Origin of the sequence: Legionella septentrionalis (assembly GCF_003989745.1) — a bacterium.
Lineage (GTDB): Bacteria > Pseudomonadota > Gammaproteobacteria > Legionellales > Legionellaceae > Legionella_A > Legionella_A septentrionalis.
The window spans coordinates 57,682-81,362 of sequence record NZ_RZGS01000009.1; the positions used below are offsets into that span (position 1 = coordinate 57,682).

The window sequence follows — 23,681 nt, forward strand, 5'->3', positions numbered from 1 at the left end:
CTTCAATGCGGATAAATTCTTGCCATGAGGATGCGTGACGCCCGCATTTTTTCAATCACCACATCAAATTCTTCAAAGTGGATTCTATCGCCTACTTTCGGGATTGAGTGCAAACGCGTAAAAACTAGCCCTGAGAAAGTTTCAATCTCTTCTTCGCCGGGATCAATTTCAAGATTTAATGCCCGCTCCAGGGAATAAATAGAACAATCACCTTTTACGGATAAACTGCCGTCTGGGTTAATCGTCCAATCTTCCTGGGTGCGGTGAAACTCATCTTTGATGCGCCCTATTAACACATGCAATAAGTTATCCAAAGTTACAAATCCCAACAATGCTCCTTTTTTACTGTAGACTAAAGCAAAATGTGGCATGCCTTCACGAAACTTATGCAATAAATCCAGAGTAGACCAACGCTGCGGTACTTTAAGCACGGGACGCAACAACAACTTGAAATCTGGAATTTTCCCATGCTGATATAACGCGGTAAATAAATCTTTCACATGAATGATGCCGCTAATTTCTTGTGTAGCGGCATCATAAACGGGATAACGACTGTAACGGTGCTGCATCACGATGTTCATATTCTTTTGAACCGACTCATTTAAATTCAGCATGACCATTTCTTCCCGCGGCCTTATCACTTCTGTTACTTTAAGATCGGCAAAATCTAAAGTATGTTCAAGGATTTCCACTTCTTCTTTACTCAATTCACCATGCAAATGGCTGGCGCTTAAAATCAGCTTAATCTCATCCGTAGAATAAAAGTGCTCGCCATGCTGACTTCGTGCCAAGCCTGTTATTTTTAATAAAAAATTTGAACAGAAATTTAAAAACCAAATGGCAGGATACATCAGCCAGTAAAATCCATATAAGGGAACCGCTGTCCATATGGAAACTTTTTCCGATTGCCGTATGGCCAGAGATTTAGGCATTAACTCACCCACCACGATATGCAAGAAGGAAAGAATGGAAAATGCGATGATAAAGGAAACGGCAGAAGCATAGTGCGGCTTTATCCCTAAAAAGGAAAAAATTGGTTGCAACAATTCGGCAACGGCTGGCTCGCCAACCCATCCCAGCCCGAGGGAAGCCAAGGTGATGCCCAGCTGGCAAGCGGAGAGGTATGCATCCAAATGTTGATGGATGTAAGAAAGAATACGACCGCGGAATCCATATAATTCCATAATCACGGCGACCCGGGTATGCCGTAATTTTACCATCCCAAATTCGGCAGCAACAAAAAACGCATTCAACAATACCAATGCGAACGCTATTAAAAGCAAAACTATCTGCATCATGGCTGCGTCCTTATCTTTGTGGCTTGTTTATTTCTATACAAATAAAAAGTTCTAAAGCAAAATAGCGAAATTTACAAAAACATGTGCCCACCAAAGAGTATACATGAGAGAATTCGAGCAAAACATCATGAACTTGTTCGGCTCCCAAGGCAAATCTTGGTTGCAGGCATTACCTGCAACCTTGAAAAAATTAGCGACAGAATGGAAATTATCTGATTTAAAACCCTTGTCTAATTTGAGCTACAACTTCGTCGTAAAAGCCATGCACGGCCAGCAACTCCCTGTAGTTTTAAAACTAAGTTGTGATGCAACCTCCACGCGAAATGAAGTTAAGGCATTACAGCACTTTCAGGGACATGGTTGCATTAAGCTTTTAAAAATAAATTGGCAGCACCATGCCATTTTGCTGGAGCAAGCCATTCCAGGCCAAACATTAAAAACTCATTACCCGCTACAATTTTCTGAAGCCGTGAATGCTTATGCAAGTGTTGTAGAAACACTTCTTCATAAACCTACTATTTCACAACGATTTCCAATGGTACATGATTGGTTAAAAGCACTGGACGAAGCTTGCAATTCCCATATTCCAAACTCACTACTCTTGCAGGCAATTGCCCTGAAAAATGATCTTTTAAACTCTCCCGAAAGCTATTTTGTGCTGCATGGTGACTTGCACCATGACAATATTCTCATGCATAAAGGCCAATGGGTTGCTATCGACCCCAAAGGCATCGTTGGAGAAAAGGCATTTGAAGCTGCAGCATTTGACTTCATAACTCGAGCTGAATTAGCGAATAAAGCAGATGTTAAAGACATCTTGCAAATGCGGATCCATATTTTGGCAAACGCTCTTAATTTAAGTCCTGTACGGTTAACCCAATGGATTTTTGTGCGCCTGATACTTGCAGCAGCCTGGTTTGCCGAGGATAAAGGTGATCCTTCCTATCCACTTATCTTGGCCAGGATTTTGCGTCCCCTGCTTTAGCCATCAGCCCAATATATTGAGTTATTTAATCGTTCTTACCTACCCATAAAAATTTTCCCTGTTTATCCCATGCATTTTTTGGCAAAGTAATTGCATCTTGCGGGTAATCCCTACCATCCTTAACGCGGATATAATGAAAGCTTTTATACTTAAGGAGTAAATATGATGCTGTCCTATCAAGAATTCGCACAAATTGATATCCGCACCGGCACCATAGTAAAAGCAGAACCTTTCCCGCGTGTTAAGAAGCCTGCCTATAAAGTGTGGGTAGATTTTGGTGCGGAACTGGGGATATTGCAAACTTCCGCGCAAATTACCATCCGGTATGCTCTTAAGACGCTTATTGGCCGCCAAGTGTTGGGGTGCATTAATCTTGGTGAAAAAAATATTGCCGGGTTTATTTCACAATTTTTATTATTAGGATTTGCTGATGAAAATGGCGCTATTTGTTTGGCGACTGTGGATCCGCGTGTACCTAATGGGCAAAAAATGCACTAATCTTATTCATAGAACCCTGCGAGATATTATGAAACTGGTTATTAAAGTTGGAACACAAAGCATTCTGGCGGCGGACGGCACCCCATTTGAGCCGGTTATGGAACATTTGGTCGAGCAAATTGCGCTGTTTAAGAAAGATGGGCACCAGGTGGTACTGGTCAGTTCCGGAGCCGTTGGCTCCGGACGCAAAATTGCAGAGCAGCTTCTTGGCCGCACTTATGGCAATGCAATTGGTGAAAAGCAAGTGCTGGCTTCATTGGGCCAACCTGAACTCATGCACCGCTATGCCCTCATGTGTAAAAAACATGGATTATTAGCTGCGCAATTGCTGCTGACTAAGCAAGATTTCCATACCCGCCAGCATTACTTAAATATTGCAAGGCTTTTGCATGAAGTATTTAACCACAAGATCATCATCCCCATCATCAATGAAAATGACAGCGTCGCCATCGAAGAGCTGATGTTTACCGATAATGATGAATTGGCAGGATTAATCGCAGCACAAGTAAATGCCGATAAATTGATCATTTTGAGCAATATTTCCGGAGTATATACAGCTCATCCTGCAAAAGCTGGAGCAGAGTTAATTTCCTGCATTCATCCAGATGATCAGTGGCCGGAAGTTTCCGCGCTTAAAAGTCAACATGGACGTGGCGGCATGCTGAGCAAATTGGCGATTGCGCGAAAAATGTCAAGCTTAGGCATTACCACCCATATTCTTAGCATGGATACGCCGTCCGTTCTTACACGCATCTTAAATGATGAGCCAATCGGAACTAAAATTTTGCCGCGCAAGAAAAAATCCCCCCTAAAACGCTGGATTGCATTCAGTGAAAAACAAGCAGGCTCGATAACAGTCAATCCTTGTTTATTTGCTATCTTAAAAGAAAACTTACGGATCATCAGCTTACTGCCGGTAGGCATTCAATCCTGCCACGGAAATTTTAAAAGAGGGGATTTAATTGAAATTTTAGGCCCTAATCAGGAACGACTAGGGGTTGGAATTGCCCGCTATGGTGCCGAAAAACTACAAGAACTTCTTGGTCAAAAGGATAAACCAGTCTTTATTCATTATGATCATTTGCATATTTTTTAGGAATTCAAGATGGATGAAGTTTTACGTCGCTTAACTCAAATAAAAGCAGAAAGCCATTGCCTGAGCTTAATGCCCGCAGAAATCCGGCAAAAAATCTTGTTGGATTTAGCCAAAACATTAAGGGAAGAAAGCATCACGATTATTTCCGAAAACCAAAAAGATTTGCTTTTAATGCAGGAAGATGATCCCCGCCACGATCGGTTGTTGCTGAGCCAGGAACGCATTGATTCCATAGCAAACGATGTAGAATCCGTGGCTTCTTTACCTAACCCTCTGGGGGGCATCCTTGAAAATAAAAAGCTTCCCAATGGCTTGGTGCTGCAAAAAGTCCCGGTGCCGCTTGGTGTTGTATCGGTGATTTATGAATCCAGGCCCAACGTGACCGTGGATGTATTTGCTTTGTGCTTTAAAACCGGCAATGCCTGCGTTTTGAAAGGAGGGAAGGAAGCGTATCACAGCAATGCCTGCCTGGTTTCCTTAATCCATAACGTGTTAAAAAAACACTCTGTTTCGCCTTTAGCCATTTATTTGTTGCCTGCAGAGCGCGAAGCTTTGCACGTGTTATTAAAAGCTGTGCATCTGGTAGATGTTTGCATTCCCAGAGGCGGACAATCCTTGATAAATTTTGTACGGGAACATGCCCGGATCCCTGTCATCGAAACCGGAGCAGGCATTGTCCACACGTATTTTGATGCCAGCGGCGATCTCGAAAAAGGACGGCTGATTGTACACAATGCAAAAACCAGGCGCGTTAGCGTATGTAATGCCTTGGATACATTGATTATTCATCAAGGACGCTTATCCAGCCTGCCTGCCTTGGTGGAGCTACTGGCAGCAAAACAAGTGGAATTATATGCTGATGAGACGAGCCATCAGGCTCTTTTGGGGAGTTACCCACAAGCCTTATTACAGCACGCGCAGAAAGAAGATTTCGGACGCGAATTTTTATCTTACAAAATGGCAATTAAAGCCGTTCCTTCTCTGGAAAGAGCGGTGCGGCATATTCAGCAATATACATCCGGACACAGCGAAGCCATTATTGCCGAGGATAAATCAGCCATTGCTTATTTTACCCAGCAAGTGGATGCAGCAGCCGTGTACGTGAATGCTTCAACAGCATTTACCGACGGCGGACAATTTGGGTTAGGCGCTGAGATTGGCATCAGCACACAAAAACTGCATGCACGCGGCCCCATGGCCTTGGAAGCCTTAACCAGCTACAAATGGCTGGTTTTCGGCGAAGGACAGATACGCAGTTAACCGGCATGATTTACTAAAACAGTATTATCCGTGCAAGATCATGCACGATGTGCTGAGTTTACTATTTACCAAGCAATATTTGCGGGGCGGAAGAATCAGATTGTACGGACGGTTCCGTTGCTTTGTTAAAAAATGTCTGGCGCAGGCTTTCCAGAGTATCTTTGCTCAAATGTTTAGGATCAACATTCGTGGGATTGAGGAGGGAAATTTTTCTACCCGGCTGGTTTTTATCTTGCGGGCTTTTCAAACTCCAGTTAAAAAACATCGAGGAAGAAGACGAAGTCATTTCTTTAACCTCTAATTGAGCTCTTACCTCGCTCCAATTACCTTCTGGGAATATTTTCTTTTCTTGAAAAGCTTTTAGTCTTCGGCCGAGAATCTGATAGGAAACACCAAGATGCGCAGCAGCTTCGCTTAATGAATTGCAGTCACGCAATAAACCATGCATTTGCTCTGCAGTTATTTTAAATTGTGTTTTAGGATTAAGATAGTTTTCAGGTGTGGTTACAGACCATCGCCTTGGCGATCGTTGTGGAGCAGTTTTAGTTTTCATTGTGCACCATTGATTATTAAATAAAAACAAGATCGCTAAATTTTAATCCTATTGAATTTTTTGTGCAACTACTGTCTTTTTTTTGACACTTAAGTTATGGAAGCATAGCAGGGTTTTAAACATAAGTAAGATAGGATAACCATAAATTTTTACCAATCGAGATTGAAATTACCAAGCTAAGGTTGCACGCTACATCCTATTTTTCACTTATGCAGCTTGAAGCAAGTCATAAACATTACGTGTAACCTTTGTGCTGCATAATAAGGTCTTTGCAATATTTACCATTCTTCCGTGAGTTCCAATTGATTTTGATATTCTAAAATACGCCGCTTTGTGGCCGGTGAAACATCGGGTGGCAATTTCTTGAGTGGGAACCATTTTTGCTCTGCAATTTCCGGAGAATTTACTGCTTCCTGTATAAAGTGTTTGCATATAAACAAAATGATGTAATCATCCCAATGATGACGTTTATGATAAACAGAAAATAATTGTGGTTTGTGCGTTAAAATGATGCCGACTTCTTCCTTTAATTCCCGGATAATTGCTTGCGTTGGAGTTTCCCCTGCCTGAATACCGCCCCCTACTGTATACCATCCGGCAGCATACGTGTGTCTTACTAAAAGTACTTTATCATTGTCGATGATTAATGCTCGGGCGCCCAAGGTTTTTTTGGCAAAAAAGAAACAAAATACATTTCTTAAATAATGAAGGATTTTCCACATGGCTTAAGATGAACAATGATTTACAATTCACTATAGCAGCAAATGCATTTAAGCTCACTTGCACTTTAAGTAAAGCCGTCTAGGCTTTATTTGCCCACTTGCAGAGAAAGGAGCCGAAAAATGTCGCATGAAAACTATCAATCCTGCATTGATGCCTGCCATGCCTGTGCCACAGCGTGTGAACATTGCGCCAATAGCTGCCTTGAAGAGCAAACCATTCAACAGCTCGCGTCTTGTATTAAGCTGGACATCGATTGTGCCGACATTTGCATTTTGACCGCCAAATTGCTAGCTCGCGGCTCAGAGTTTGCCTTACCTGTTTCCTTGCTCTGTGCGGATATTTGTAAAACTTGTGGCGATGAATGCTCAAAACATCAAGATATGGAACATTGCAAGCGTTGCGCCGAAGCATGTTACCGCTGTGAAGCAGAATGCAGAAAAATAGCATCTGCCTAACCATGCTACCATGGTAGCACCTTAATTACTGTGGTTTGATAAGCATGGCAATTCCATGCTGTTCTAGCCCCGTTAATGAGAAAGTAAACTTGTGTAGCTTGGTCAAATACGGCATCGGTTTGCATATTTAAAGTACATATTTTATCAACGCCATCCATAGTAATATATAAATAAGTTGTATTAGGCGAAATAACTTTTGCAGGAGGAAGAAGATAAACCTCATTCCTGTATTCCAATGCCATGGGCAATCCTTTAATGAAGATCGTCGCTCCAGCTGAGACGGAACACATACTCATGAACATAAAAAATAGAACAGGCTTCATACCAATCCTTTGCAACGCCATTATTGATCATATTATACGCAAATTGTTACGTTTTTTCATGATAAATGCGGACGGTATGAACGACAAGACAAACAACTGGTTAAATACAAATAAACCTGGCGCGACCTAAACAACAGGTCTCGTCAGGCCAAGGAATGAAGTCTAAGCCTCACCACCTTTCTTACCCATTTTAACAAAAGCATCCGGGTCTTTCTTTTTGCGGGTTTTCGCAGCTTTCCGTGCAATTTCGGTTTCTTCTTCGGCAGAAATATTATGCCGTGCTTGCGCGCCAAGTTTACCTGCTTTTGAGCGACTCATGGTGTGATACTCATCTTCTCGCCCACTACCACTTCTTCCCTCGTCTTCATTCTCATCATAATCACGACCCCAACGCGCCTCAGCACCCCGTCTGCCTGCTTCTTCCCGGCTCATGCGATGCTCATCATCGTCACGCGAACTGCGCCCTTGGCTGCTTCTTTCATAATCATCAGCGTAATCACGGCCCCAGCGCGCCTCGGCACCCCGTCTGCCTGCTTCCTCCCGGCTCATGCGATGTTCATCATCGTCACGGGAACTGCGCCGTTGACTGCTTCTTTCATAATCATCATCGTAATCACGGCCCCAGCGCGCCTCAGCACCCCGTCTGCCTGCTTCCTCCCGGCTCATGCGATAATCATCATCGTCACGGGAACTGCGCCGTTGGCGGCTTCTTTCATAATCATCATCGTAATCGCGGCCCCAGCGCGCCTCAGCACCCCGTCTGCCTGCTTCTTCCCGGCTCATGCGATAATCATCATCGTCGCGGGAACTGCGCCGTTGGCGGCTTCTTTCATAATCATCATCATAATCACGGCCCCAGCGCGCCTCAGCACCCCGTCTGCCTGCTTCTTCCCGGCTCATGCGATGTTCATCATCGTCGCGGGAACTGCGGCGTTGGCTGCTTCTTTCATAATCATCATCATAATCACGGCCCCAGCGCGCCTCAGCACCCCGTCTGCCTGCTTCTTCCCGGCTCATGCGATGTTCATCATCGTCACGGGAACTGCGCCGTTGGCTGCTTCTTTCATAATCATCATCGTAATCACGGCCCCAGCGCGCCTCGGCTCCACACCTGCCTGCTTCCTCCCGGCTCATAGAACCATTATTCTCCTTGTAACGACTCATAACTCCTCCTTGTCAATCCATTAGAAAATATCTGTAGTCTTATCTGTATTGCGCAAATACTTATAAGCTCAGGTAAGCTTAGACTAAGAAAAAAAATGTGCCATCTCGAAAAAAGGTTAAGAATTTCGGTGCAAGGTTTGCCCGATTTTATTAGCTTGATAACAAATATTATTTTCGTAAAAATAATATTTTTCTTAATTAGAAAAGAAATAAAGAAGCGCGCAAAGATAACAACTCAACAGCACGCTATAAAAAATAAGATAATAAGGTCTTTAAAAACAATTAATGAAAAACGCTTCATACTAGGCTCAGCTCAGAGAACGGAGCCATACCCCCCATTAAGCATCTAACAGCTTTTTCACCAATAATGCTATATCTATATTATTTTGCTTGAATGATGTCATATCAAATCAAGTAAATATGCTGCAAAAATGTTGAAGTCACCAGAGCCACTTTTTTTAACGGTGTGTGTAACAGGATAGGAAGTAAAGGGCATAGATGCACGTACTAAAATTTATTAATTGGTTGGACGTAGCGAAGCCAAAATGTATCTCCTTTTGGTCAAATCCTGAAATTTGAGGATAGTAATAATTTTGTAAGTTAAATGCTTGCATATTGCTAAAGGATTATTCGTTTGCGCTAAATCTTCAGTAGCAGTTGCCTGTGACGTAAAAATAATAACGGCGGTAATTTACCACCAATCTAAAAAAATTCATGAATGTCCTTTAGAAGAAAAGAGAAAGCCTCACCCTTTATCTGATAAGGCTCTGAGTTTTTATTGGTTTGGGGTCACAATGTTAAACCAAAAATCAAAGTTATCGATAAAGCCTAACAACTGCTTTAATGATTCTTGGTTACCATCAATTTTTAGTTCTTTATTTGCTAAAGTACTTTCCACTGTTTTTTGTTAAACGATTCCTTATCGCTGAAAGGCAGTTTTTTTAATAATTCATTATTTAAGGTTGTTGTTGATGAAGAAGCTTCTTTGGGGGACTCACTTGCATGAGCAGTATTTAAAAAAAATAGAGGGGATGCAGCTAGAATGCTGAACGCCAGTTTTTTCATTTTCATATCAATCCTTTGATTATTTAGAAAGTATAATATTATCATTCAGAAAAAATAGGTTTAGTCTTCATTGTTTCATTTTAATGTCAAGGAGTATCCTCACTTATAAAAAACTTAATAGCAACATAAACATCACCAAATACAGAACCAATAAATGAGTAAGGTCACAAGCACCCACGGCAACCCCTATTTTTACGGCCATATGCCCAAGGCCGCTTAACCCCACAACCCCTACCCGGCTTTCAGGCCTGGCATTCAAGATGCGCAAGGGAGAAATAAGCAGTAATGCCTGCACATAAAATGGGCACAATTGCCAATACCAAACCTCCGGAAACACGTAAAACGAATTCTTCACGCACGGCAAATATGCTTAGAATATCCGCCCTTGGTAGACTCTCCTGTAATGCGATCTATTCCGCAATAGTTCCTGTGTTTCCTTCCTGGCAAAATTGTTCCTGGCTCTTATGACATCGATCACATTCTGGCAGCTATCCACCATGTAACCTACCGCAACGCAATCGCCCGCTTTGTATTTTTACCGCAGATCCCACTTCCATAACTCGGCCTAAAATTTCATGCCCTGGTACAATAAGGTGTTCAGTCCAACCCCAATCATTTCGAACAATATGCAGATCGGAATGACAAACTCCGCAATATAAAATCTCTATCGCCACATCATTTTCACGTAAATTACAGCGTTCAAAATGATATGGACAATTTATCTGTAATTGAATGGGTAGCGTATCCTATAGTTTTCATGAGCAATTTTACTTAACGTTTAAGTAAGCTTATATTTTTTTCCGCACAAAATGTGAGCAATTTATAGGAAGATTAGTGCACACGATAACAGGTATTTTGTTTACTGTATTTAGGGAGATTACCGGGATTCGGCCAGTTTGTTTGTTGCGTATCCTTCTTGGCCCCCGCTAGAATTTACTTTTAAAACTTGGCATGTGAGTCAATATCCCTTCGCCGCTTAAATTAATTCACTTCACCCAAGCACGTGCGATGAAGTGAATTAAATGGTAGGAGCTTATTTACATTTTACAGCGAATTGTGCTTTCTCCAAGCCGGCACAAAATGCAGCTTTTGCTTCACCGTTTAGGGAAACAAAAGAGCCGTTTTCATAAGAATTACCATCATCAAGTAACCTTGCATCATTGAACCAACCCACATTAAATGGCACACATCCGCCTATGCTGCTTTGAGTTTGCGTCTCTGATTTACAATCTGGCGAAGACCGTTGGGCACCATCAAAGCCATAGCGAAAATCATTGTTTATATACACTATCGCTTTTATCGTTGAAGATAAATCAATGACAGGATTGTCTTTGTCTGACTTACATGCCGGGGATTTATTCGGATTCGCCGGATTACAATTTATCGGCACCACACCATTGTAATTAATTAAAGCAAACAAGCGATTCACCCAAGTTGTAGATGCTTGTTTGTAGGCAGTTTGCCAAACAAAATTATTCCCGTCATGAGGATGGGTTGCCGATCTATCAACATAGTTTGTAAGCGCCGACTCGGATAGGATAACTGGTTTCCCCACCGCATTTGCAAAAGCCACGGCTCCGAGAATATTCCCATCGATTGGTAAACGCTCATTACCGATATTACAAGTTGAATTGGCAACATAATTAGTTGCAGGAAAACCATTATACCCATAACTTGACCCATTAAAATGAGGCAGACATAAGTCGTGCTCAAATACACTCAAACCGATCCAGTCAACTACATCATTTCCTGGATATAAATCTTGATATTCGCCACGCACTGGATGATATACGTAATATACTTTCGCACCGCTCTCTTTCGTGCCATTGCTAATTAAATTACGTAAATGTTTAAATGCTTGCTTGTATACCGCGCAGCCAATTTTGGGATCTGTATTTGGATCGCAAAAAAAGTTTGAACTGACTTCATAGTCTAAGCGTATCAGGTAAATAGGCTTTGGATTGGCATTAATATATTTAATTAAATTTTGGTACAATCCATCGCTTTTTCCATCCGCAACATCATGAACGGCAGCAACGGATGCCTCGAGAGTGGTACATTCCCCTGGCTTCGCACCATGTGGACAGCGGGTACTATTTGGCGGATTATCCTTAATACTCACAGCCAATTGAATATATATGTCTTTTTGCGCTTGATTGGCCTTATCAACCAAATAGGCATAATTCTCTTTGGCGCTACTCAATAAATCGCCGGAAGTGTCACCTTCATTGGGCCTGGATTGATAATAGATGGAACCACCGTCTGGTATTTGTCCATCAGCTAATATTGCCGCTAAATTATCCCAAGCTTCATTATTATTTTGACCAGTTAAAAGTAAACGTTGATTAGGGATTAAAGAATTGGTTGCAGAACCAGAAATATGATTGGACACTGCTTCATGAGTGCTGTCAGCGCAATAACCATTTGCTGCCAATGTTAATGCCAGAATAACGGGGAATTTTTTTTTGTTAACTTTCATGCTTTATCCTTAAGTCACGAGTTAAAAGAGAGATACTACTAACAATGATTAGTTAAAATTTTAGAGAGAATTATTCTGTAGGCTGTTTCTTAGCCAATGGTCCCACCCCCTGAAATAGCATGATGATTATCAGAACTGTTTACCATTTTTATCTGCGCAGGTAACAAATAATAATGAGAGCGAACTATCTAACAGATTAAAGCTGATTTACCTATACCATTCAAACACTTAAATTGTAGTAAGCCAATCCTTTTTTTCCAGCTTTAATGGCTTTATATGAAAATAAAATAGTCAAATATAAATATATGTTATTGATATTTAATCAAAAAAATTCAAATATTTGTTCAGATTATTTTACAAATTTTATTTCGCAACCACTCTTTAGCATTAAAGAGTACAACGCTTTATGTTTCCTGCTAAAGAATCAATTTCCCCAGTGCATTTTATTAATGCACTGGGAGTCATGTAATTGGCTAGCATCTGTCGCAGAGTTGAGTTGATGTGCTGACTATTCTGATAATATTCATATAAATCTGAATTTCCCAATGCCTCAATAATCAATTGACTGGCATGTTGAATAATATCCCGCGCCAACAGCAGTACTTCTTCCGAGGTAAAATCGGTTTTTTCATAATTGCATGCAATAGGTAACTTCTTAGTAGACACAATCTGGCGCAGTTGCACATAAGCATTATTAACGAGCAGCTTAAAGTCACGCTGGCCATAATGACATTTCCAGATCACATCGTAGTAAGGCGACTGAATATTTTCTGCCAATGTAATATTTTGTAGAAAAAGATTCGCTACCATTTCCACATTTTTTATTTCTTTTTCATTCGCCAACTCCCGCACATGCACCAGAACTTTTTCAATTTGCGCTTTATCATTTATTGGCTTACCGAGCGGCAGTTTCGCAGCAGCCACAGCCCGCATGCATTGAAATCTTAAATCCAATGCTTCCAATAACTGCTTGGAAGAACTAGAGTCGATCACCTCTTGCAATACCTGCTGCTTTTTAAGTCGATACGTTTTAAAAAAGCCTTGTATTTTAAGTGCTGCTACGTCCTGCTGCATCATTATTCCCTACTTCACGCAATTTATGCTTGGAAGCGTCATCCGCCTATGATCTACTATTTGTCATTCATTTGGCTACAAGTTGCTTCAGATTGTATGCCATCCTCAAAGCAAATGGTATTACCATAATTTTTTTTCGCTTTGTAACAAGCCGCATCAGCCTTTTTCAGAGCGGAATCAATAGAAGGTGAGCTATGAATCAATTGGCTGATGCCAATGGAACAACCTAATATTAAATTGCCTTGCTTTAAAATTTCTTTGGTTAGTTGCGATGTGATTTTAATTATTTTTTGTCCAATTAACCCTGCTTTTGTTAAATTGATATTTTCAATTAATACCACAAACTCATCACCACCGTAGCGCGCCATAACATCTTCTTTACGAAGCTGTTGCCTTAATAAATGACAAAATCGCTGCAGGATATGGTCTCCAAAATCATGACCATATTCATCATTAACTTTCTTAAAGCCATCCAAATCAATGAAAATAACGATTAAATGACCGCTATTTAATTTAATTTTTTGGTAACGATTGTCTAATATTTCCATTAGATAATGACGGTTATAACACCCGGTCAGCTTATCGTGTTCAGCTTGATAGCGAATTTTTTCATATTTTAATATTAAATCATCTATTATCTTTGTTTTTTCAATGGTTTTTGCGCTCAAATAACTGACCCAGAAGACATAAATGCCCCCCAGTAAAAAAATCGTAGAATAAAAATAATTGGTAAAGAAAGGGTTGCCCCATACACCATAGATGATGGCAAAGAGATAACTGCATAAAAAGAAACAGATAAGGGTAAAATTAGCTACCCATTGTTGCTGATAATGAGACGTTTTCTTTAGAAGAGGCCAGGTGAAATAAGCTCCTCCGGCAAGAAGAAATGCTCCGATAATAATCATGAAGTGCGATAAATGCATCAAGCTGGATTATAGGATGATTTATTTTATATATAGCAAACAATAGCGCACATTTTAAAGACACGCCTGAAGCTCCCGACCTTTTGGCTCAAAAACCTGATGCTTTGGACTAAAATATTGCAACGGCTGATTAGACGAAAAATTAAACATATTCAAGGCAACCACTTCATTGCGGTGTTACCTTTTCCCAGATATAAGTCTTTTTATTCGAAAGTTTCTGGCTTTTTCCTAAACCCTTTTAATTCACTTCGTTTTGATTTTTCATTTAAAATTTTTTGTTTCGCGCGCCTTGAACGTCGTTTCTTTTGGCGTTTTATTTTTTCAACTTTTTGCTGTTCCTTCGTTTTTTCATCACTAATCAACGCATGTAATTTTTCACAGAGGCGTACCCTTGCAAAATAGCGATTATCCTCGCGGCTTCTGGATTCCTGACATTTTATTTCCAAACCCGATGGCGCGTGTTTTAAATAAACAGTAGCCGCCGTTTTATGCAATTTCTGCCCACCCTTACCGCTGCCCAGAATAAATTTTTCGACAAGATCAATTTCATCGATATGAAGCTTCGTCATCCATTCTGTCAATTTCTTCCATTTCTCTTTACCGACCATACTTTCCTGCGAAAATAAAATTTAATGGCATCACCCTGTAATATATAGGCACGAATTAAATACAATGAGATACAGCTAAAAACTGCATTTAGACGTACTTTATTTGCCGCATCATTCTCCCATTGACTTTTATATGTAATCTTTTAATTCTCTGAGCGCAAAAGCAACCGAAGTCCCTACAGAAAAACATTGATATTTTTTGTCATTAATTTGGCTTACTGGTTGAATACCTATGAGCGCATTGGTCAAAAAAACCTCATCGGCACTCAGTAACTCAGCAGGTGTGATGGATTTCTCAATAATGGAAAATTTAACCGTTAATTCTTTCAAAAGAATATTTCTAATAACCCCAGGCAATGCTCCATCAGCAATGGGCGGCGTATAAATTTGCCCATTTTTAACCATGAACACATTGGTAATGGCTCCATCAGCCACATTCGATCCCGTATTCAATAAAATAGCTTCATCAAATCCTTGCATCATGGCTTCTTGTTTCGCAAGAATGTTGTCTAAATAACTAATTGATTTAATCCTTGCAGCGATTGTTTTTTCATTCTTTCCTGTGCTTACAATCCGTGCCGAATAAGCCAGTTTGGCAGGATGAGCAAACGCAAAAGCAAAAATAGTAAAATTTGGTTCTGGACGTGCCTCAGGGAAGATACCCCTTATAGATTCCCCAGCAGTAATCGTTATTCTTGCACCGGCAATTGTTTCCTCTAAATTATTTTCTGCGATTAAAAAAAGAAGCATTTCTGTTAATGCTTCTTTAGAAAATGGCAAATTCATGCTAATCAGTGGTGCACTTGTTTCAAGCCGATGCCAGTGATAATCGAACGCAGGCATTGCACCTTTATTAATTAGTATCGTTTCAAAAAGACCGTGACCCAATGTAAAGCCGCGATCATTATGTTTAATGCATGGCTGATTTGAGGAAAGCGGATTACCGTTGTAGATAATTATCGACATGTAAAACCAAGTTTATGGATGTGGATTACGATTATACTAAGGGTTCTAAAATTACTTGCATCGAACTGCAGCAAATACTTTGTATCAAGTTCATGATTATATAACGCCCAGAAGTTTACCTCCCTTTGGGGCCGCTGATTAAATCTTTAAGCAAAACGCCAAACTCCTTAAAGTCTCGTGTCTGAACTGCAAGCACTACCATGACCTGGGCCACGTTTTAACAAACCTAATTATGACACTTAAATCTGTGGCTGCAATTTAAAGTCTTCTTGACTTATGACTTAATAAATTCATTTAGAAAAAGCTTGGGATGGTTTAAGCAATTCCCATATTTTTTCAGGCGGTCTGGCAATGATAGCCTGGCCGTTACAAGTCACGATTGGGCGTTGCATTAAAATCGGCTCTTTCAGCATGACTTCTAAAATTTTAGCCTCATCCTCTAAAACCAAACCCAAATTCTTAAAAACAGGTTCATTTGTCCTAACAAAGTCTTTTAAATCAAAATGTGATCGTAACTCAAGCAATTGCTCTATATTAAGCGGTGTCTTAAGGTACTCCACTATAGTCGGGTTAATATGACAACTTTGTAATATTTGCAAAACTTGTCTTGATTTAGAACAGTTCGGATTATGATAAACTATAAATTCTTTCATTTAAATTCTAGCTCTTTAGATGATTCAGCTTCTTAACAAGCAATAAGATAACACTGATCTGTTTTTCTTAAAAAAAGTTCTTTTACCGCCAAGTGTATGCAGTTAATACTTTTTAGTTAGCCAATAATTCTTTAAAGAGTTCGCTGGAATTTTGGTGTATCCTCTGGCTATTAGATTCTTGGCCCTGCAACATTTAAGATACGAATATTATTTTTACTTATCCATTCTTTAATTTTTTCTACTGCATCTGCCTTTTTATCCAAGCTAACAATCAGATATGGTTTTTGTTGACGCTTGTGTTCTCAATGGTTAAAGCATTCACCTTTCTTTACTCAGCAAAAGCTCTTAACGGATGGCAAACGATAGTGTACAATTCATGTTCCTTTTGCTCAAAACTTACAAATTACTCACAAAACAAGCCATGACTTATGTTGAATTGTTTAAATGCTGTTTTGCATAATGGATCCCCGTTTGTAAGTTTATAACCAAAGTATAATTATGAATCGTATTAACGTATTATTTTTTAGTCTGAAAGTTATTGTTTGCTTAGTCTTGCTTACGCCCTTGGCTAATGCAGAAGATGTTGAGTTAATTGGCTCGTTAAATCAAACGTTGAAAATTCATGCCTCAGGCAATCAATTGGAACAAGATTCCAGGGGATTGGAGCTAACTGAAAAAACCATTAAATTGCTGCATGTGCGCTTAGCTGAGGATAAAAAAGCAGAGCTTAAATCCCAAGCACAAGATTTGAATAAACATAGAAATGGATTTACATCAAGCAATCGGGCAGCAGCTTCGCTGGAATTACCGAAAGCGGTTTCATTAAATATGAACAACGTACCCGTATTAGACCAGGGAACTCATGGTACTTGTGTTACCTTTGCTGTTTCCGGTGGTTTAGATGCTGTAATAGGAAAAGGCGACTATATTAGCCAATTGTGCCAATTGCAATTAGGAAATTATCTGGAACAACATGGTTATGGCATTAGCGGTTGGGATGGTTCTTTTTCTGGTGAAGTTTTTGGCCAAATGGCCCAATACGGTGTTATAAATGTGGACAATCAATGGAAGAATGGATGCGGTGGTTATTATGACTACCCGAAATATTCGAAAAGACCACAAACTTATATCGCTCCTGAAGATTTTGCTAAGATGAGTGAGCCAGTTTTAGGGACTTATGCTGCCATTAAGGACATTCGCGTTGCAAGGAATTTTGAAGCTACTTTGGACAATGTGAAAAACGCACTGCATGCGGGTGATCGCGTTGTATTTGGCGTTTTACTTCCCAGAGTGGATTTAGGAACAGCTGGGGCAGTAGGGAAATATCGTACTTGGTTTACCCAAGATACCTGGGTTTTAAGTAAGGAAGTTATGGATGGAATCAGTGATATTGAAGCCGCGCATGAAATGATCATCACCGGTTATGATGATAATGCAACCGTATATGATGACCATGGGGTTGCGCATAAAGGTTTGTTGACACTAAGAAATTCCTGGGGAACTTCTGTTGGTTATTGGGGCGAGTTTTATATGTCTTATGATTATTTTAAATTGCTAAATTTAGAAGTCACCGAAATTCTTCCAATCAATCATTAGCATTTAACGATAAACTAACTTACTAAACAGCCTGCACCAAAAATTCAACATGGTGCAGGCTGCAATAGCGCTTTGCTCGAAAAAAAATGTTGGCCAGTACGAGTGCTTTCAGAGTCTGCTAAAGAGCTATTTGACACCTATTCCTCATGAAAGTAGTCCAAAATGAGCCTTCCCTTGCTCATCCAACTTGCCCCCCTGTTTTAATTAAAGGCACTGTAGTTCCTTTGAGGGAAGAAAGGTGATGCATTGCCAAGATAGCAATCGAATGGAAAAGTAATATTGTATAAATTTCTTGCCAAATGTGATTTGATAAAACTCCTGCAAAATAGTCTATGGGAGCGTTCGCAAATGCCATCCGTTTGCAGTGATTGCGCCTTGGTTTTGGTGTGTTCGATATTGTTGCGGAAGCAAACACAACTATTTTACCCATCGACGTAATAATAGCTAATATGCTGGCTGGGTGGAATGGCCATTGAGGGACCTCCGATTGATGTTCAGACTCCACATCAAGGAGTCTGACCTCATCCATGCTCGATATCTCTAAATAATTAAAATCTTAGTTCCGGGGTTGGCTTTGACCCAGTTAGCCACATACTCAATATAGTTATTCTTGCCAACAGCAATGCAACCCCGGGTAGAGCCTGGTAAGTTGCTTAGCCAACTCAACAAACGAGATGACTGAGTGGGGCCATGAATCCCAACATCCCTACCTGTATATCCTGCAGCTAATTGCTTTGCTGTGGGATAGAGAATTGGAATAAAAATTTTAAACTGAGCGGATTTTCTTGGATAAGCTAACCCGTATAAACCAAGGGGTGTTTTATTATCACCCGCCCTTTTTTTACCAAGGCCTTTATTCCCGAGCGCTACTTTAAAGGTTTTAATGACAGTGCCACGTTTACAAATATTTAAGACTCGCTTAGTGGCCAGTACATTGATTCCGTTTGCTAAAGGACAAATCACGTTACTAGCAAATAAAGAAATGGGGAATAAACTAATAACGATCAAAAAAACTGCTTTAATTTTCATATAAATAAACAAATATTATTGAGGTTGGACAATAATTATTCCATAATTTTACTTTTATTTATAGAGCATTAATTCCGCACTTGTTAGGATTAAAATGATTGAGCCGGATTAATTCATTCAGCATATCGTCGAATAGATGCACTTGTTTCAGCGAGCCCGAATGTTTATATAGGAAAGGGGGAGGGGACTTTATCCGTAATAACCGATTAAATGTCTGATAATCAACTTGGAAATTTCGCCGGAGAACCATAATTCATCCTGCTCGTTTGCTTAGTTTTACGATTAATCAGACTTTGTAAAATTAATATAGATATGAATATACAATACCGTTTTCCTTGGAAAACTATTTTTGAAATATTATGGATAAAAGATCTAATACCTTATTTTGGTCTTTTTTTTCAATAACGCCTAATTTTTTTAAAATACGAGTCCGATCAATTGACCTCAGTTGATCAAGCGCAATCTGCCCTTTTTTATCTTTAAATTCTGTTAATATTCTTGTTGGAAAATTGTCTTTGATGGTGCTTGTCATCGGCGCTATGATAACTGTTTTTAACCTGCTCAAGTTCATTGAGTCCGGTGATATAATTACTGCTGGGCGTGTTTTTGTAATTTCAGAACCAATTGTAGGATCGAGGTTTACTAAAAAAACATCAAACCTTTTTATTTTTACCATGTCCATTCATCCATATCGAAATCATTGCTTAAATTTAAATGAGCCTCATCATTGCTATTATCTACAACAGCATTGAATTGCTCTAACCATCCTTCTTGCTGATTTTTGATTGGAATTAATGTGAGCACACCCTTTTCATCTGCTCTAATTTCCAATTCTTCACCCGGATGTAAATGAGCTTCTTTAATGATAACAGAGGGGATACGAATCCCGATTGAATTTCCCCATTTGGTTAACGTAACTGTAGACATTGTAATTCCCAATATGTATATTCATGGGATAATTATATATTGTATATACACATATTCAAGCTATTTCAAACGAAAATTTTGAAAATTAGGCTCTCCCCCAAATGAACACATCATTACCCATAAGTATAAAAAGCAGTTATTTTTTGTAATAATTCGTATACTGCAATGCCCAATAAGTCAGGATGATAATCATGAGCTGGGCAGCAGAGGAAATGCAAACAATTGATTTAGGCGATAAAAGACTTAACGCTCGGTTACTTTCTTTATTTGATAAGTTAGGCAATGCCCCCAATCTAAGTATACCTGCGGCATGTGGAGGCTGGCATGAAACCAAAGCAGCCTATCGGTTCTTTGATCATGAACAAGTCAACACAGAGAATATTTTAGCGCCCCATATAACCTCTACGCTTTCTCGAATGAGATACCATTCTGTTGTTCTTTTATTGCAAGATACAACCACCCTTAACTTTACAGGCCAAAAAGAACGGAAAGATATTGGCCCGATTAATCACGAAAAGCACCCAGGTTTACTTCTACATCCTATTTTAGCCGTTACACCAGAAAAACTATGCTTGGGTGTTTTAGATACTTACTCACCTTACGCAGCAGCCTTCAGCAGCTGTAATTCATTGAACATAATTTGATTAGCCTTAAGAAGAAGTTTTTGCTTAATAGCAAAATGATTCATAGATGTTTTTACTTTCAACAATTCAAGTTTGCAGTATGCGATAATTGAAGCAAACAAATGATTGGATTGGGTTCTAATAGTTTTGGTCGGTGATTTGGATAAGCTTGCATTTTGTTTAATAGACTTATGATACTCTTCAATTTCCCACCGTTTTTGGTAGACTTCATACATGCGGTCAGCGTCAATGGATAAATCATTCGTGACGAGATAAAGGGTTCCGGTCGAGCCGTCTTCGTTTGTGAAGACTTTTTTGAGTAATTGGACGGGAAAGCTAATATCCTTGAGATAAACGGTGTTCACCGCACCATCATTCCACTCGAGTGTATTCACTTGTTGATATTGGCCGCTATCAGCATCATGTTGTGTTAATGCGACACAACGGTTTGATTTAATGCCGATAATAAAGAGTTTTTCTAAAGTCTGATGAATAAAGGTCATGTTTGCTTTGGAGCCAAACCAATTGTCCGATAAGATGTAATCAAAAAGCACATGATTGTTAACGGCTTGCTGAATCAGTGTCCGAAACATTTCATTCTTGCTGATTGTGGCTTTTCGCTTCCTTTGGCGTGTTTTGATATCAGAAAAAAGAATATCTTTTTCAACAATTTCATAACCTATTGGTAGTGCAATATCGTCATAACGTACAACGCACGAAAGCAGGTTAATCCCTTTCACGTGTCGCCCCTTACCATGTGAAAAATGCCAACAATTGATAGCATTTTCATCGGTATAAGTTTTTTCTGATATCGTGTCATCTAGCAATAAAACGCCACCTGACAACTGCTCATGGCGTCGGACGTCTGGCTTAATATAACACCATAGCTCTTTTGACCCATGATCACCTGACCTTAGATATCTACTCACTTGATCGTGGCTAATCTCACCATCAAACATCGCCGCTAAACCTGTGGCTGTCGCATAGTGATTTTGACTGATTAGATAATCGCTGTAGAGGTCTAAAAGATCCGGTTTCATTTTCTTTTGTCCTTCAAAAAACAACCGACAAAAGATACCGATTTTTATCAATTAATCAATGACTGCTGCGTAAGGTGAGATACTTATCATTGGGCAAGAGAAAAATACACCATCGAACCGCTCGAGAAAAAAGTCGAGATAACCATAAAATCCCTTTGGAAGAAAAAGAAAGTTATCGATGGATAAAGGCTTATCGAAAAGCAAATGAAGTTGCCTTGCAAGTTCCTGACACAATGGTAATAACCGTTGCGGATAGAGAAGCCGATATTTATGATTTATATCACGAAGCACAACATGCTTATCTTTCACAAGAAAGTAACGCAGCCTATTGGCTCATTCGTTCTTCGTCTAACCGTAAACTCTTGAATAGCGAGGGAAGACCGGATACTCAAAAGCTAATAGAAAAAACCAAAGATACTTCCCCTCTTTGTCAAATTACTTTTGAAGTATCCGCTAAAAAAAACAAGTTAGGAGACAAGTTATACAAAATTTATATGCAGCTGAACTAACGCTTTGCCCGCCGGATAGGAAACGAAAAATCTCTACAAAATATGGAGACAAAACAGTAACTGTAACAGTTGTTCTTGCCACAGAAATTAACGCCCCAGAAGGACAGGAACCTCTTGAATGGGTCTTATTAACCCATGTTAAGGTACATGATGCTGAAAGCGCTCACAGTATATTAAAATGGTATTTGTGTCGCTGGCAGATAGAAGTGTACCTTCGTATTTTAAAAAGCGGCTGTCGAATTGAGAAATTACAACTTACTGAGAAACAGCGCTTTGATCCATGCCTGGCGCTATTATTTAACCGTATTAAGCCGCGAATGTCCTGAGGCCAATTGTGAGCTTGTTTTTTCCACTGAAGAATGGCAAATTGCTTATATTATCCTCAAAAAAGAAGCTCCACCTAACAAACCTCCTTCATTAAGCATGATGATGAAAATGATTGCTTCCATAGGGAGATATTTAAATAGAAAAAATGACCCCGACCCAGGACCGGCGACACTCTGGATTGGGTTGCAACGACTCAAGGCTTTCCTCTTGGCCCAGAAAACTATCAAGGAAATAACTTATGGGTAATGATGTGCGGATTTGGGGAAGACCCCGTTTTAAATGGCGCGCTCGGAGGGACTCGAACCCCCGACACCTTGGTTCGAAGCCTTCTGCTCTAGTTTTAAATTCGTTATAAATCAATGCCTTGTGAAGCGTTAAATTCACTGGGAACGGCCTAAAACTGCCTAGAACAGCGGAGCACCGCCACTGTTGAGACACGTTTTGGTCACAGTAAAATTTTATTTAATTTGACTTATTTCAACACCAATCAAACTCTTGTTTACAAATTATCACTAGATGAAAGCTTTTTTCTCAATGCCTTAATCTGACCCTGCCTAGATTTTTCATCCAACATTTTTTGCGCAGATCGCCTTGAACGCCGCTTCTTTTGACGTTTTATTTTTTCAATTCTTTGCTGTTCTTTTGTTTTTTCATCGCTGAATATAGCCTGTATTTTTTCACAAAGTCGTTCTCTTGCAAAATATCTGTTATCTTCACGGCTTCTTGATTCCTGGCATTTTATCTCTAGACCAGAGGGCACATGTTTCAAATAGACAGTTGATGCTGTCTTATGCAACTTCTGCCCACCTTTACCACTACCTAAGATAAATTTTTCGATAAGATCAGCTTCATTGATATGAAATTTTTTCATCTTTTCAGCCAGTTTCTCCCATTTATCTGTTTTGATCATGACTTTTCTTTATTGTCCGGTGAAAAATTGCTTCTAAATCATTATAATAGTCGACTATATTCTAAATAATTTTAATCGCGTATTTTAGTTTGAGAGAAGTTGATCTATAATATGATTAACCAAGCCCGTCACGCCTCTCAACGATGCGCACCACGACGGGTTATTTTTTTATGGCTACTAAAAAATACGCTAAACCTGCCTTAACTATTTCCGATAAAATTGAATTTTTATCTTCTCAAGGCTTAGAAATATTAGATGAGCAATTTGCCCATAACATTTTAAGTACGGTTAGTTATTATCGTTTTTCATCCTACCTTCTACCCTTTAAGCAGCGCCATCAGGAAAATAACTCACGTCGCTTCAAAGATAATATTTCACTTGATCAGGCATGGAAATTATATCAGTTTGACCGAGAGTTGCGTCTTCTCGTCTCAGATGCCATCGAGCGAATTGAGATTGCCTTTCGAGCAGCCATAACTAGGCAACGTCCCTAAAGTTTTTTAGCCAAGATTTCATCTTAAATTGAGCACAAATTTTTCTATTTCACTTCGATCTACCCCCTCTCCCGCGATAGGAGCTTTGATAGTATGATGATGC

Annotated in this window: 30 protein-coding genes and 2 pseudogenes; 10 read left to right on the plus strand and 22 right to left on the minus strand. The window is 39.7% G+C overall.

Annotated features, from left to right (window positions below):
* Positions 1-2: 2 nt before the first annotated feature.
* A complete protein-coding gene (locus tag ELY11_RS04830; protein WP_126954964.1) occupies positions 3-1,298 on the minus strand; it encodes a hemolysin family protein in 1,296 nt (431 codons plus the stop codon).
* Between the two features lie 103 nt (positions 1,299-1,401).
* Here ELY11_RS04830 and ELY11_RS04835 point away from each other — a divergent pair, with 103 nt between their 5' ends.
* From ELY11_RS04835 to ELY11_RS04850, 4 genes are all read left to right on the plus strand, one after another.
* Positions 1,402-2,283, plus strand: a complete 882-nt coding sequence (locus ELY11_RS04835) for an aminoglycoside phosphotransferase family protein (RefSeq protein WP_127032624.1) — start codon at positions 1,402-1,404, stop codon at positions 2,281-2,283.
* Between the two features lie 162 nt (positions 2,284-2,445).
* Positions 2,446-2,781: a tRNA-binding protein gene (locus ELY11_RS04840; RefSeq protein WP_126954962.1), complete on the plus strand. Its 336-nt coding sequence runs from the start codon at positions 2,446-2,448 to the stop codon at positions 2,779-2,781.
* Positions 2,782-2,809: 28 nt separating this feature from the next.
* Positions 2,810-3,877 (plus strand): glutamate 5-kinase, encoded by a 1,068-nt coding sequence (proB, locus tag ELY11_RS04845; protein ID WP_127032625.1) that lies wholly within the window; start codon positions 2,810-2,812, stop codon positions 3,875-3,877.
* A 9-nt stretch (positions 3,878-3,886) separates the two neighbouring features.
* Positions 3,887-5,137 carry a glutamate-5-semialdehyde dehydrogenase gene (locus ELY11_RS04850; protein ID WP_127032626.1) on the plus strand — a complete coding sequence of 417 codons (1,251 nt, stop codon included), beginning with the start codon at positions 3,887-3,889 and terminating at the stop codon, positions 5,135-5,137.
* Between the two features lie 61 nt (positions 5,138-5,198).
* Here ELY11_RS04850 and ELY11_RS04855 read toward each other — a convergent pair whose 3' ends face one another.
* Both ELY11_RS04855 and ELY11_RS04860 read right to left on the minus strand, forming a co-directional pair.
* On the minus strand, positions 5,199-5,690 hold the full coding sequence (locus tag ELY11_RS04855; protein WP_127032627.1) for a hypothetical protein: 492 nt from the start codon (positions 5,688-5,690) through the stop codon (positions 5,199-5,201).
* A gap of 278 nt (positions 5,691-5,968) precedes the next feature.
* Positions 5,969-6,412 carry an NUDIX domain-containing protein gene (locus tag ELY11_RS04860; protein WP_126954958.1) on the minus strand — a complete coding sequence of 148 codons (444 nt, stop codon included), beginning with the start codon at positions 6,410-6,412 and terminating at the stop codon, positions 5,969-5,971.
* Between the two features lie 120 nt (positions 6,413-6,532).
* On the opposite strand from ELY11_RS04860, the gene ELY11_RS04865 reads away from it, so the two are divergent.
* Positions 6,533-6,868, plus strand: coding sequence for a four-helix bundle copper-binding protein (locus ELY11_RS04865; protein ID WP_127032628.1), 336 nt, complete (start codon positions 6,533-6,535; stop codon positions 6,866-6,868).
* A gap of 5 nt (positions 6,869-6,873) precedes the next feature.
* On the opposite strand, the gene ELY11_RS04870 is transcribed toward ELY11_RS04865, so the two are convergent.
* From ELY11_RS04870 to ELY11_RS12785, 13 genes and pseudogenes are all read right to left on the minus strand, one after another.
* Positions 6,874-7,191, minus strand: coding sequence for a hypothetical protein (locus ELY11_RS04870; protein WP_126954956.1), 318 nt, complete (start codon positions 7,189-7,191; stop codon positions 6,874-6,876).
* A 162-nt stretch (positions 7,192-7,353) separates the two neighbouring features.
* A complete protein-coding gene (locus ELY11_RS04875; protein ID WP_127032629.1) occupies positions 7,354-8,355 on the minus strand; it encodes a hypothetical protein in 1,002 nt (333 codons plus the stop codon).
* Between the two features lie 775 nt (positions 8,356-9,130).
* Positions 9,131-9,253, minus strand: a complete 123-nt coding sequence (locus ELY11_RS12730; RefSeq protein ID WP_127032630.1) for an alkyl sulfatase C-terminal domain-containing protein — start codon at positions 9,251-9,253, stop codon at positions 9,131-9,133.
* Positions 9,238-9,426, minus strand: a complete 189-nt coding sequence (locus ELY11_RS04885; protein ID WP_127032631.1) for a hypothetical protein — start codon at positions 9,424-9,426, stop codon at positions 9,238-9,240. Before ELY11_RS04885 ends, ELY11_RS12730 begins: the two co-directional genes overlap by 16 nt.
* A 97-nt stretch (positions 9,427-9,523) precedes the next feature.
* On the minus strand, positions 9,524-9,775 hold the full coding sequence (locus tag ELY11_RS12485; RefSeq protein WP_199741511.1) for a hypothetical protein: 252 nt from the start codon (positions 9,773-9,775) through the stop codon (positions 9,524-9,526).
* A gap of 133 nt (positions 9,776-9,908) precedes the next feature.
* A complete protein-coding gene (locus tag ELY11_RS12780; RefSeq protein ID WP_199737873.1) occupies positions 9,909-10,094 on the minus strand; it encodes an alcohol dehydrogenase catalytic domain-containing protein in 186 nt (61 codons plus the stop codon).
* Between the two features lie 359 nt (positions 10,095-10,453).
* The gene (locus ELY11_RS04895; protein ID WP_158615172.1) at positions 10,454-11,854 is read right to left on the minus strand and encodes a glycoside hydrolase family 26 protein; all 1,401 of its coding nucleotides are present in this window, start codon (positions 11,852-11,854) and stop codon (positions 10,454-10,456) included.
* A 432-nt stretch (positions 11,855-12,286) separates the two neighbouring features.
* Positions 12,287-12,976: a chorismate mutase gene (locus ELY11_RS04900; protein WP_126955028.1), complete on the minus strand. Its 690-nt coding sequence runs from the start codon at positions 12,974-12,976 to the stop codon at positions 12,287-12,289.
* A 53-nt stretch (positions 12,977-13,029) separates the two neighbouring features.
* Entirely contained in the window at positions 13,030-13,878 is an 849-nt protein-coding gene (locus tag ELY11_RS04905; RefSeq protein ID WP_233579653.1) for a GGDEF domain-containing protein, read from the minus strand.
* A 221-nt stretch (positions 13,879-14,099) separates the two neighbouring features.
* Positions 14,100-14,504, minus strand: a complete 405-nt coding sequence (locus tag ELY11_RS04910; protein ID WP_127032633.1) for a peptide chain release factor family protein — start codon at positions 14,502-14,504, stop codon at positions 14,100-14,102.
* 129 nt (positions 14,505-14,633) lie between these two features.
* The gene (locus ELY11_RS04915; protein WP_127032634.1) at positions 14,634-15,470 is read right to left on the minus strand and encodes an aminotransferase class IV; all 837 of its coding nucleotides are present in this window, start codon (positions 15,468-15,470) and stop codon (positions 14,634-14,636) included.
* A gap of 290 nt (positions 15,471-15,760) precedes the next feature.
* Complete coding sequence (locus tag ELY11_RS04920; protein ID WP_126955032.1) at positions 15,761-16,123, minus strand: arsenate reductase family protein; 363 nt, start codon at positions 16,121-16,123, stop codon at positions 15,761-15,763.
* Positions 16,124-16,293: 170 nt separating this feature from the next.
* Positions 16,294-16,407 (minus strand): annotated as a pseudogene (locus ELY11_RS12785) (YpsA SLOG family protein); the annotation flags it as partial.
* Between the two features lie 214 nt (positions 16,408-16,621).
* Here ELY11_RS12785 and ELY11_RS04930 point away from each other — a divergent pair.
* Complete coding sequence (locus ELY11_RS04930) at positions 16,622-17,719, plus strand: C1 family peptidase (RefSeq protein WP_127032635.1); 1,098 nt, start codon at positions 16,622-16,624, stop codon at positions 17,717-17,719.
* Between the two features lie 288 nt (positions 17,720-18,007).
* Here ELY11_RS04930 and ELY11_RS04935 read toward each other — a convergent pair.
* The 4 genes and pseudogenes from ELY11_RS04935 to ELY11_RS04950 form a co-directional block, all read right to left on the minus strand.
* A pseudogene (locus tag ELY11_RS04935) lies at positions 18,008-18,120 on the minus strand (IS481 family transposase); the annotation flags it as partial.
* Positions 18,121-18,259: 139 nt separating this feature from the next.
* Positions 18,260-18,748 carry a L,D-transpeptidase family protein gene (locus ELY11_RS04940; RefSeq protein WP_127032636.1) on the minus strand — a complete coding sequence of 163 codons (489 nt, stop codon included), beginning with the start codon at positions 18,746-18,748 and terminating at the stop codon, positions 18,260-18,262.
* A 343-nt stretch (positions 18,749-19,091) separates the two neighbouring features.
* Complete coding sequence (locus ELY11_RS04945; protein ID WP_199737870.1) at positions 19,092-19,424, minus strand: type II toxin-antitoxin system PemK/MazF family toxin; 333 nt, start codon at positions 19,422-19,424, stop codon at positions 19,092-19,094.
* Positions 19,418-19,675: an AbrB/MazE/SpoVT family DNA-binding domain-containing protein gene (locus ELY11_RS04950; RefSeq protein ID WP_127032638.1), complete on the minus strand. Its 258-nt coding sequence runs from the start codon at positions 19,673-19,675 to the stop codon at positions 19,418-19,420. The genes ELY11_RS04945 and ELY11_RS04950 overlap by 7 nt, the downstream gene beginning before the upstream one ends.
* 191 nt (positions 19,676-19,866) lie before the next feature.
* Between ELY11_RS04950 and ELY11_RS04955 the strand changes: the two genes are divergently transcribed.
* Positions 19,867-20,319, plus strand: a complete 453-nt coding sequence (locus ELY11_RS04955) for an IS4/Tn5 family transposase DNA-binding protein (RefSeq protein ID WP_158615174.1) — start codon at positions 19,867-19,869, stop codon at positions 20,317-20,319.
* Here ELY11_RS04955 and ELY11_RS04960 read toward each other — a convergent pair.
* Positions 20,274-21,338 (minus strand): IS701 family transposase, encoded by a 1,065-nt coding sequence (locus tag ELY11_RS04960; protein ID WP_127032640.1) that lies wholly within the window; start codon positions 21,336-21,338, stop codon positions 20,274-20,276. The genes ELY11_RS04955 and ELY11_RS04960 overlap by 46 nt on opposite strands.
* A gap of 74 nt (positions 21,339-21,412) precedes the next feature.
* Here ELY11_RS04960 and ELY11_RS04965 point away from each other — a divergent pair, with 74 nt between their 5' ends.
* A complete protein-coding gene (locus tag ELY11_RS04965) occupies positions 21,413-21,847 on the plus strand; it encodes a hypothetical protein (protein WP_127032641.1) in 435 nt (144 codons plus the stop codon).
* A 240-nt stretch (positions 21,848-22,087) separates the two neighbouring features.
* Positions 22,088-22,420 (plus strand): IS4 family transposase, encoded by a 333-nt coding sequence (locus tag ELY11_RS04970; RefSeq protein WP_127032642.1) that lies wholly within the window; start codon positions 22,088-22,090, stop codon positions 22,418-22,420.
* A gap of 253 nt (positions 22,421-22,673) precedes the next feature.
* Here the strand turns inward: ELY11_RS04970 and ELY11_RS04975 are convergent, their stop codons facing one another.
* Entirely contained in the window at positions 22,674-23,084 is a 411-nt protein-coding gene (locus ELY11_RS04975; RefSeq protein WP_127032643.1) for a peptide chain release factor family protein, read from the minus strand.
* A gap of 170 nt (positions 23,085-23,254) precedes the next feature.
* On the opposite strand from ELY11_RS04975, the gene ELY11_RS04980 reads away from it, so the two are divergent.
* Positions 23,255-23,578 (plus strand): Abi family protein, encoded by a 324-nt coding sequence (locus ELY11_RS04980; protein ID WP_127032644.1) that lies wholly within the window; start codon positions 23,255-23,257, stop codon positions 23,576-23,578.
* Positions 23,579-23,681: the final 103 nt, after the last annotated feature.

Excerpts from the sequence above, each read along its gene's own strand:
- ELY11_RS04910 (WP_127032633.1), bottom strand. The coding sequence starts at position 14,504 with ATGGTCGGTAAAGAGAAATGGAAGAAATTGACAGAATGGATGACGAAG.
- ELY11_RS04960 (WP_127032640.1), bottom strand. The coding sequence starts at position 21,338 with ATGAAACCGGATCTTTTAGACCTCTACAGCGATTATCTAATCAGTCAA.
- ELY11_RS04840 (WP_126954962.1), top strand. The coding sequence starts at position 2,446 with ATGATGCTGTCCTATCAAGAATTCGCACAAATTGATATCCGCACCGGC.
- ELY11_RS04835 (WP_127032624.1), top strand. The coding sequence starts at position 1,402 with ATGAGAGAATTCGAGCAAAACATCATGAACTTGTTCGGCTCCCAAGGC.
- ELY11_RS04915 (WP_127032634.1), bottom strand. The coding sequence starts at position 15,470 with ATGTCGATAATTATCTACAACGGTAATCCGCTTTCCTCAAATCAGCCA.
- ELY11_RS04955 (WP_158615174.1), top strand. The coding sequence starts at position 19,867 with ATGAGCTGGGCAGCAGAGGAAATGCAAACAATTGATTTAGGCGATAAA.
- ELY11_RS04930 (WP_127032635.1), top strand. The coding sequence starts at position 16,622 with ATGAATCGTATTAACGTATTATTTTTTAGTCTGAAAGTTATTGTTTGC.
- ELY11_RS04980 (WP_127032644.1), top strand. The coding sequence starts at position 23,255 with ATGGCTACTAAAAAATACGCTAAACCTGCCTTAACTATTTCCGATAAA.
- ELY11_RS04900 (WP_126955028.1), bottom strand. The coding sequence starts at position 12,976 with ATGATGCAGCAGGACGTAGCAGCACTTAAAATACAAGGCTTTTTTAAA.
- ELY11_RS04905 (WP_233579653.1), bottom strand. The coding sequence starts at position 13,878 with ATGATTATTATCGGAGCATTTCTTCTTGCCGGAGGAGCTTATTTCACC.
- ELY11_RS04830 (WP_126954964.1), bottom strand. The coding sequence starts at position 1,298 with ATGATGCAGATAGTTTTGCTTTTAATAGCGTTCGCATTGGTATTGTTG.
- ELY11_RS04940 (WP_127032636.1), bottom strand. The coding sequence starts at position 18,748 with ATGAAAATTAAAGCAGTTTTTTTGATCGTTATTAGTTTATTCCCCATT.
- ELY11_RS04855 (WP_127032627.1), bottom strand. The coding sequence starts at position 5,690 with ATGAAAACTAAAACTGCTCCACAACGATCGCCAAGGCGATGGTCTGTA.
- ELY11_RS04885 (WP_127032631.1), bottom strand. The coding sequence starts at position 9,426 with ATGAAAATGAAAAAACTGGCGTTCAGCATTCTAGCTGCATCCCCTCTA.
- ELY11_RS04860 (WP_126954958.1), bottom strand. The coding sequence starts at position 6,412 with ATGTGGAAAATCCTTCATTATTTAAGAAATGTATTTTGTTTCTTTTTT.
- ELY11_RS04975 (WP_127032643.1), bottom strand. The coding sequence starts at position 23,084 with ATGATCAAAACAGATAAATGGGAGAAACTGGCTGAAAAGATGAAAAAA.
- ELY11_RS04865 (WP_127032628.1), top strand. The coding sequence starts at position 6,533 with ATGTCGCATGAAAACTATCAATCCTGCATTGATGCCTGCCATGCCTGT.
- proB (WP_127032625.1), top strand. The coding sequence starts at position 2,810 with ATGAAACTGGTTATTAAAGTTGGAACACAAAGCATTCTGGCGGCGGAC.
- ELY11_RS04875 (WP_127032629.1), bottom strand. The coding sequence starts at position 8,355 with ATGAGTCGTTACAAGGAGAATAATGGTTCTATGAGCCGGGAGGAAGCA.
- ELY11_RS04950 (WP_127032638.1), bottom strand. The coding sequence starts at position 19,675 with ATGTCTACAGTTACGTTAACCAAATGGGGAAATTCAATCGGGATTCGT.
- ELY11_RS04850 (WP_127032626.1), top strand. The coding sequence starts at position 3,887 with ATGGATGAAGTTTTACGTCGCTTAACTCAAATAAAAGCAGAAAGCCAT.
- ELY11_RS04920 (WP_126955032.1), bottom strand. The coding sequence starts at position 16,123 with ATGAAAGAATTTATAGTTTATCATAATCCGAACTGTTCTAAATCAAGA.
- ELY11_RS04870 (WP_126954956.1), bottom strand. The coding sequence starts at position 7,191 with ATGAAGCCTGTTCTATTTTTTATGTTCATGAGTATGTGTTCCGTCTCA.
- ELY11_RS04945 (WP_199737870.1), bottom strand. The coding sequence starts at position 19,424 with ATGGTAAAAATAAAAAGGTTTGATGTTTTTTTAGTAAACCTCGATCCT.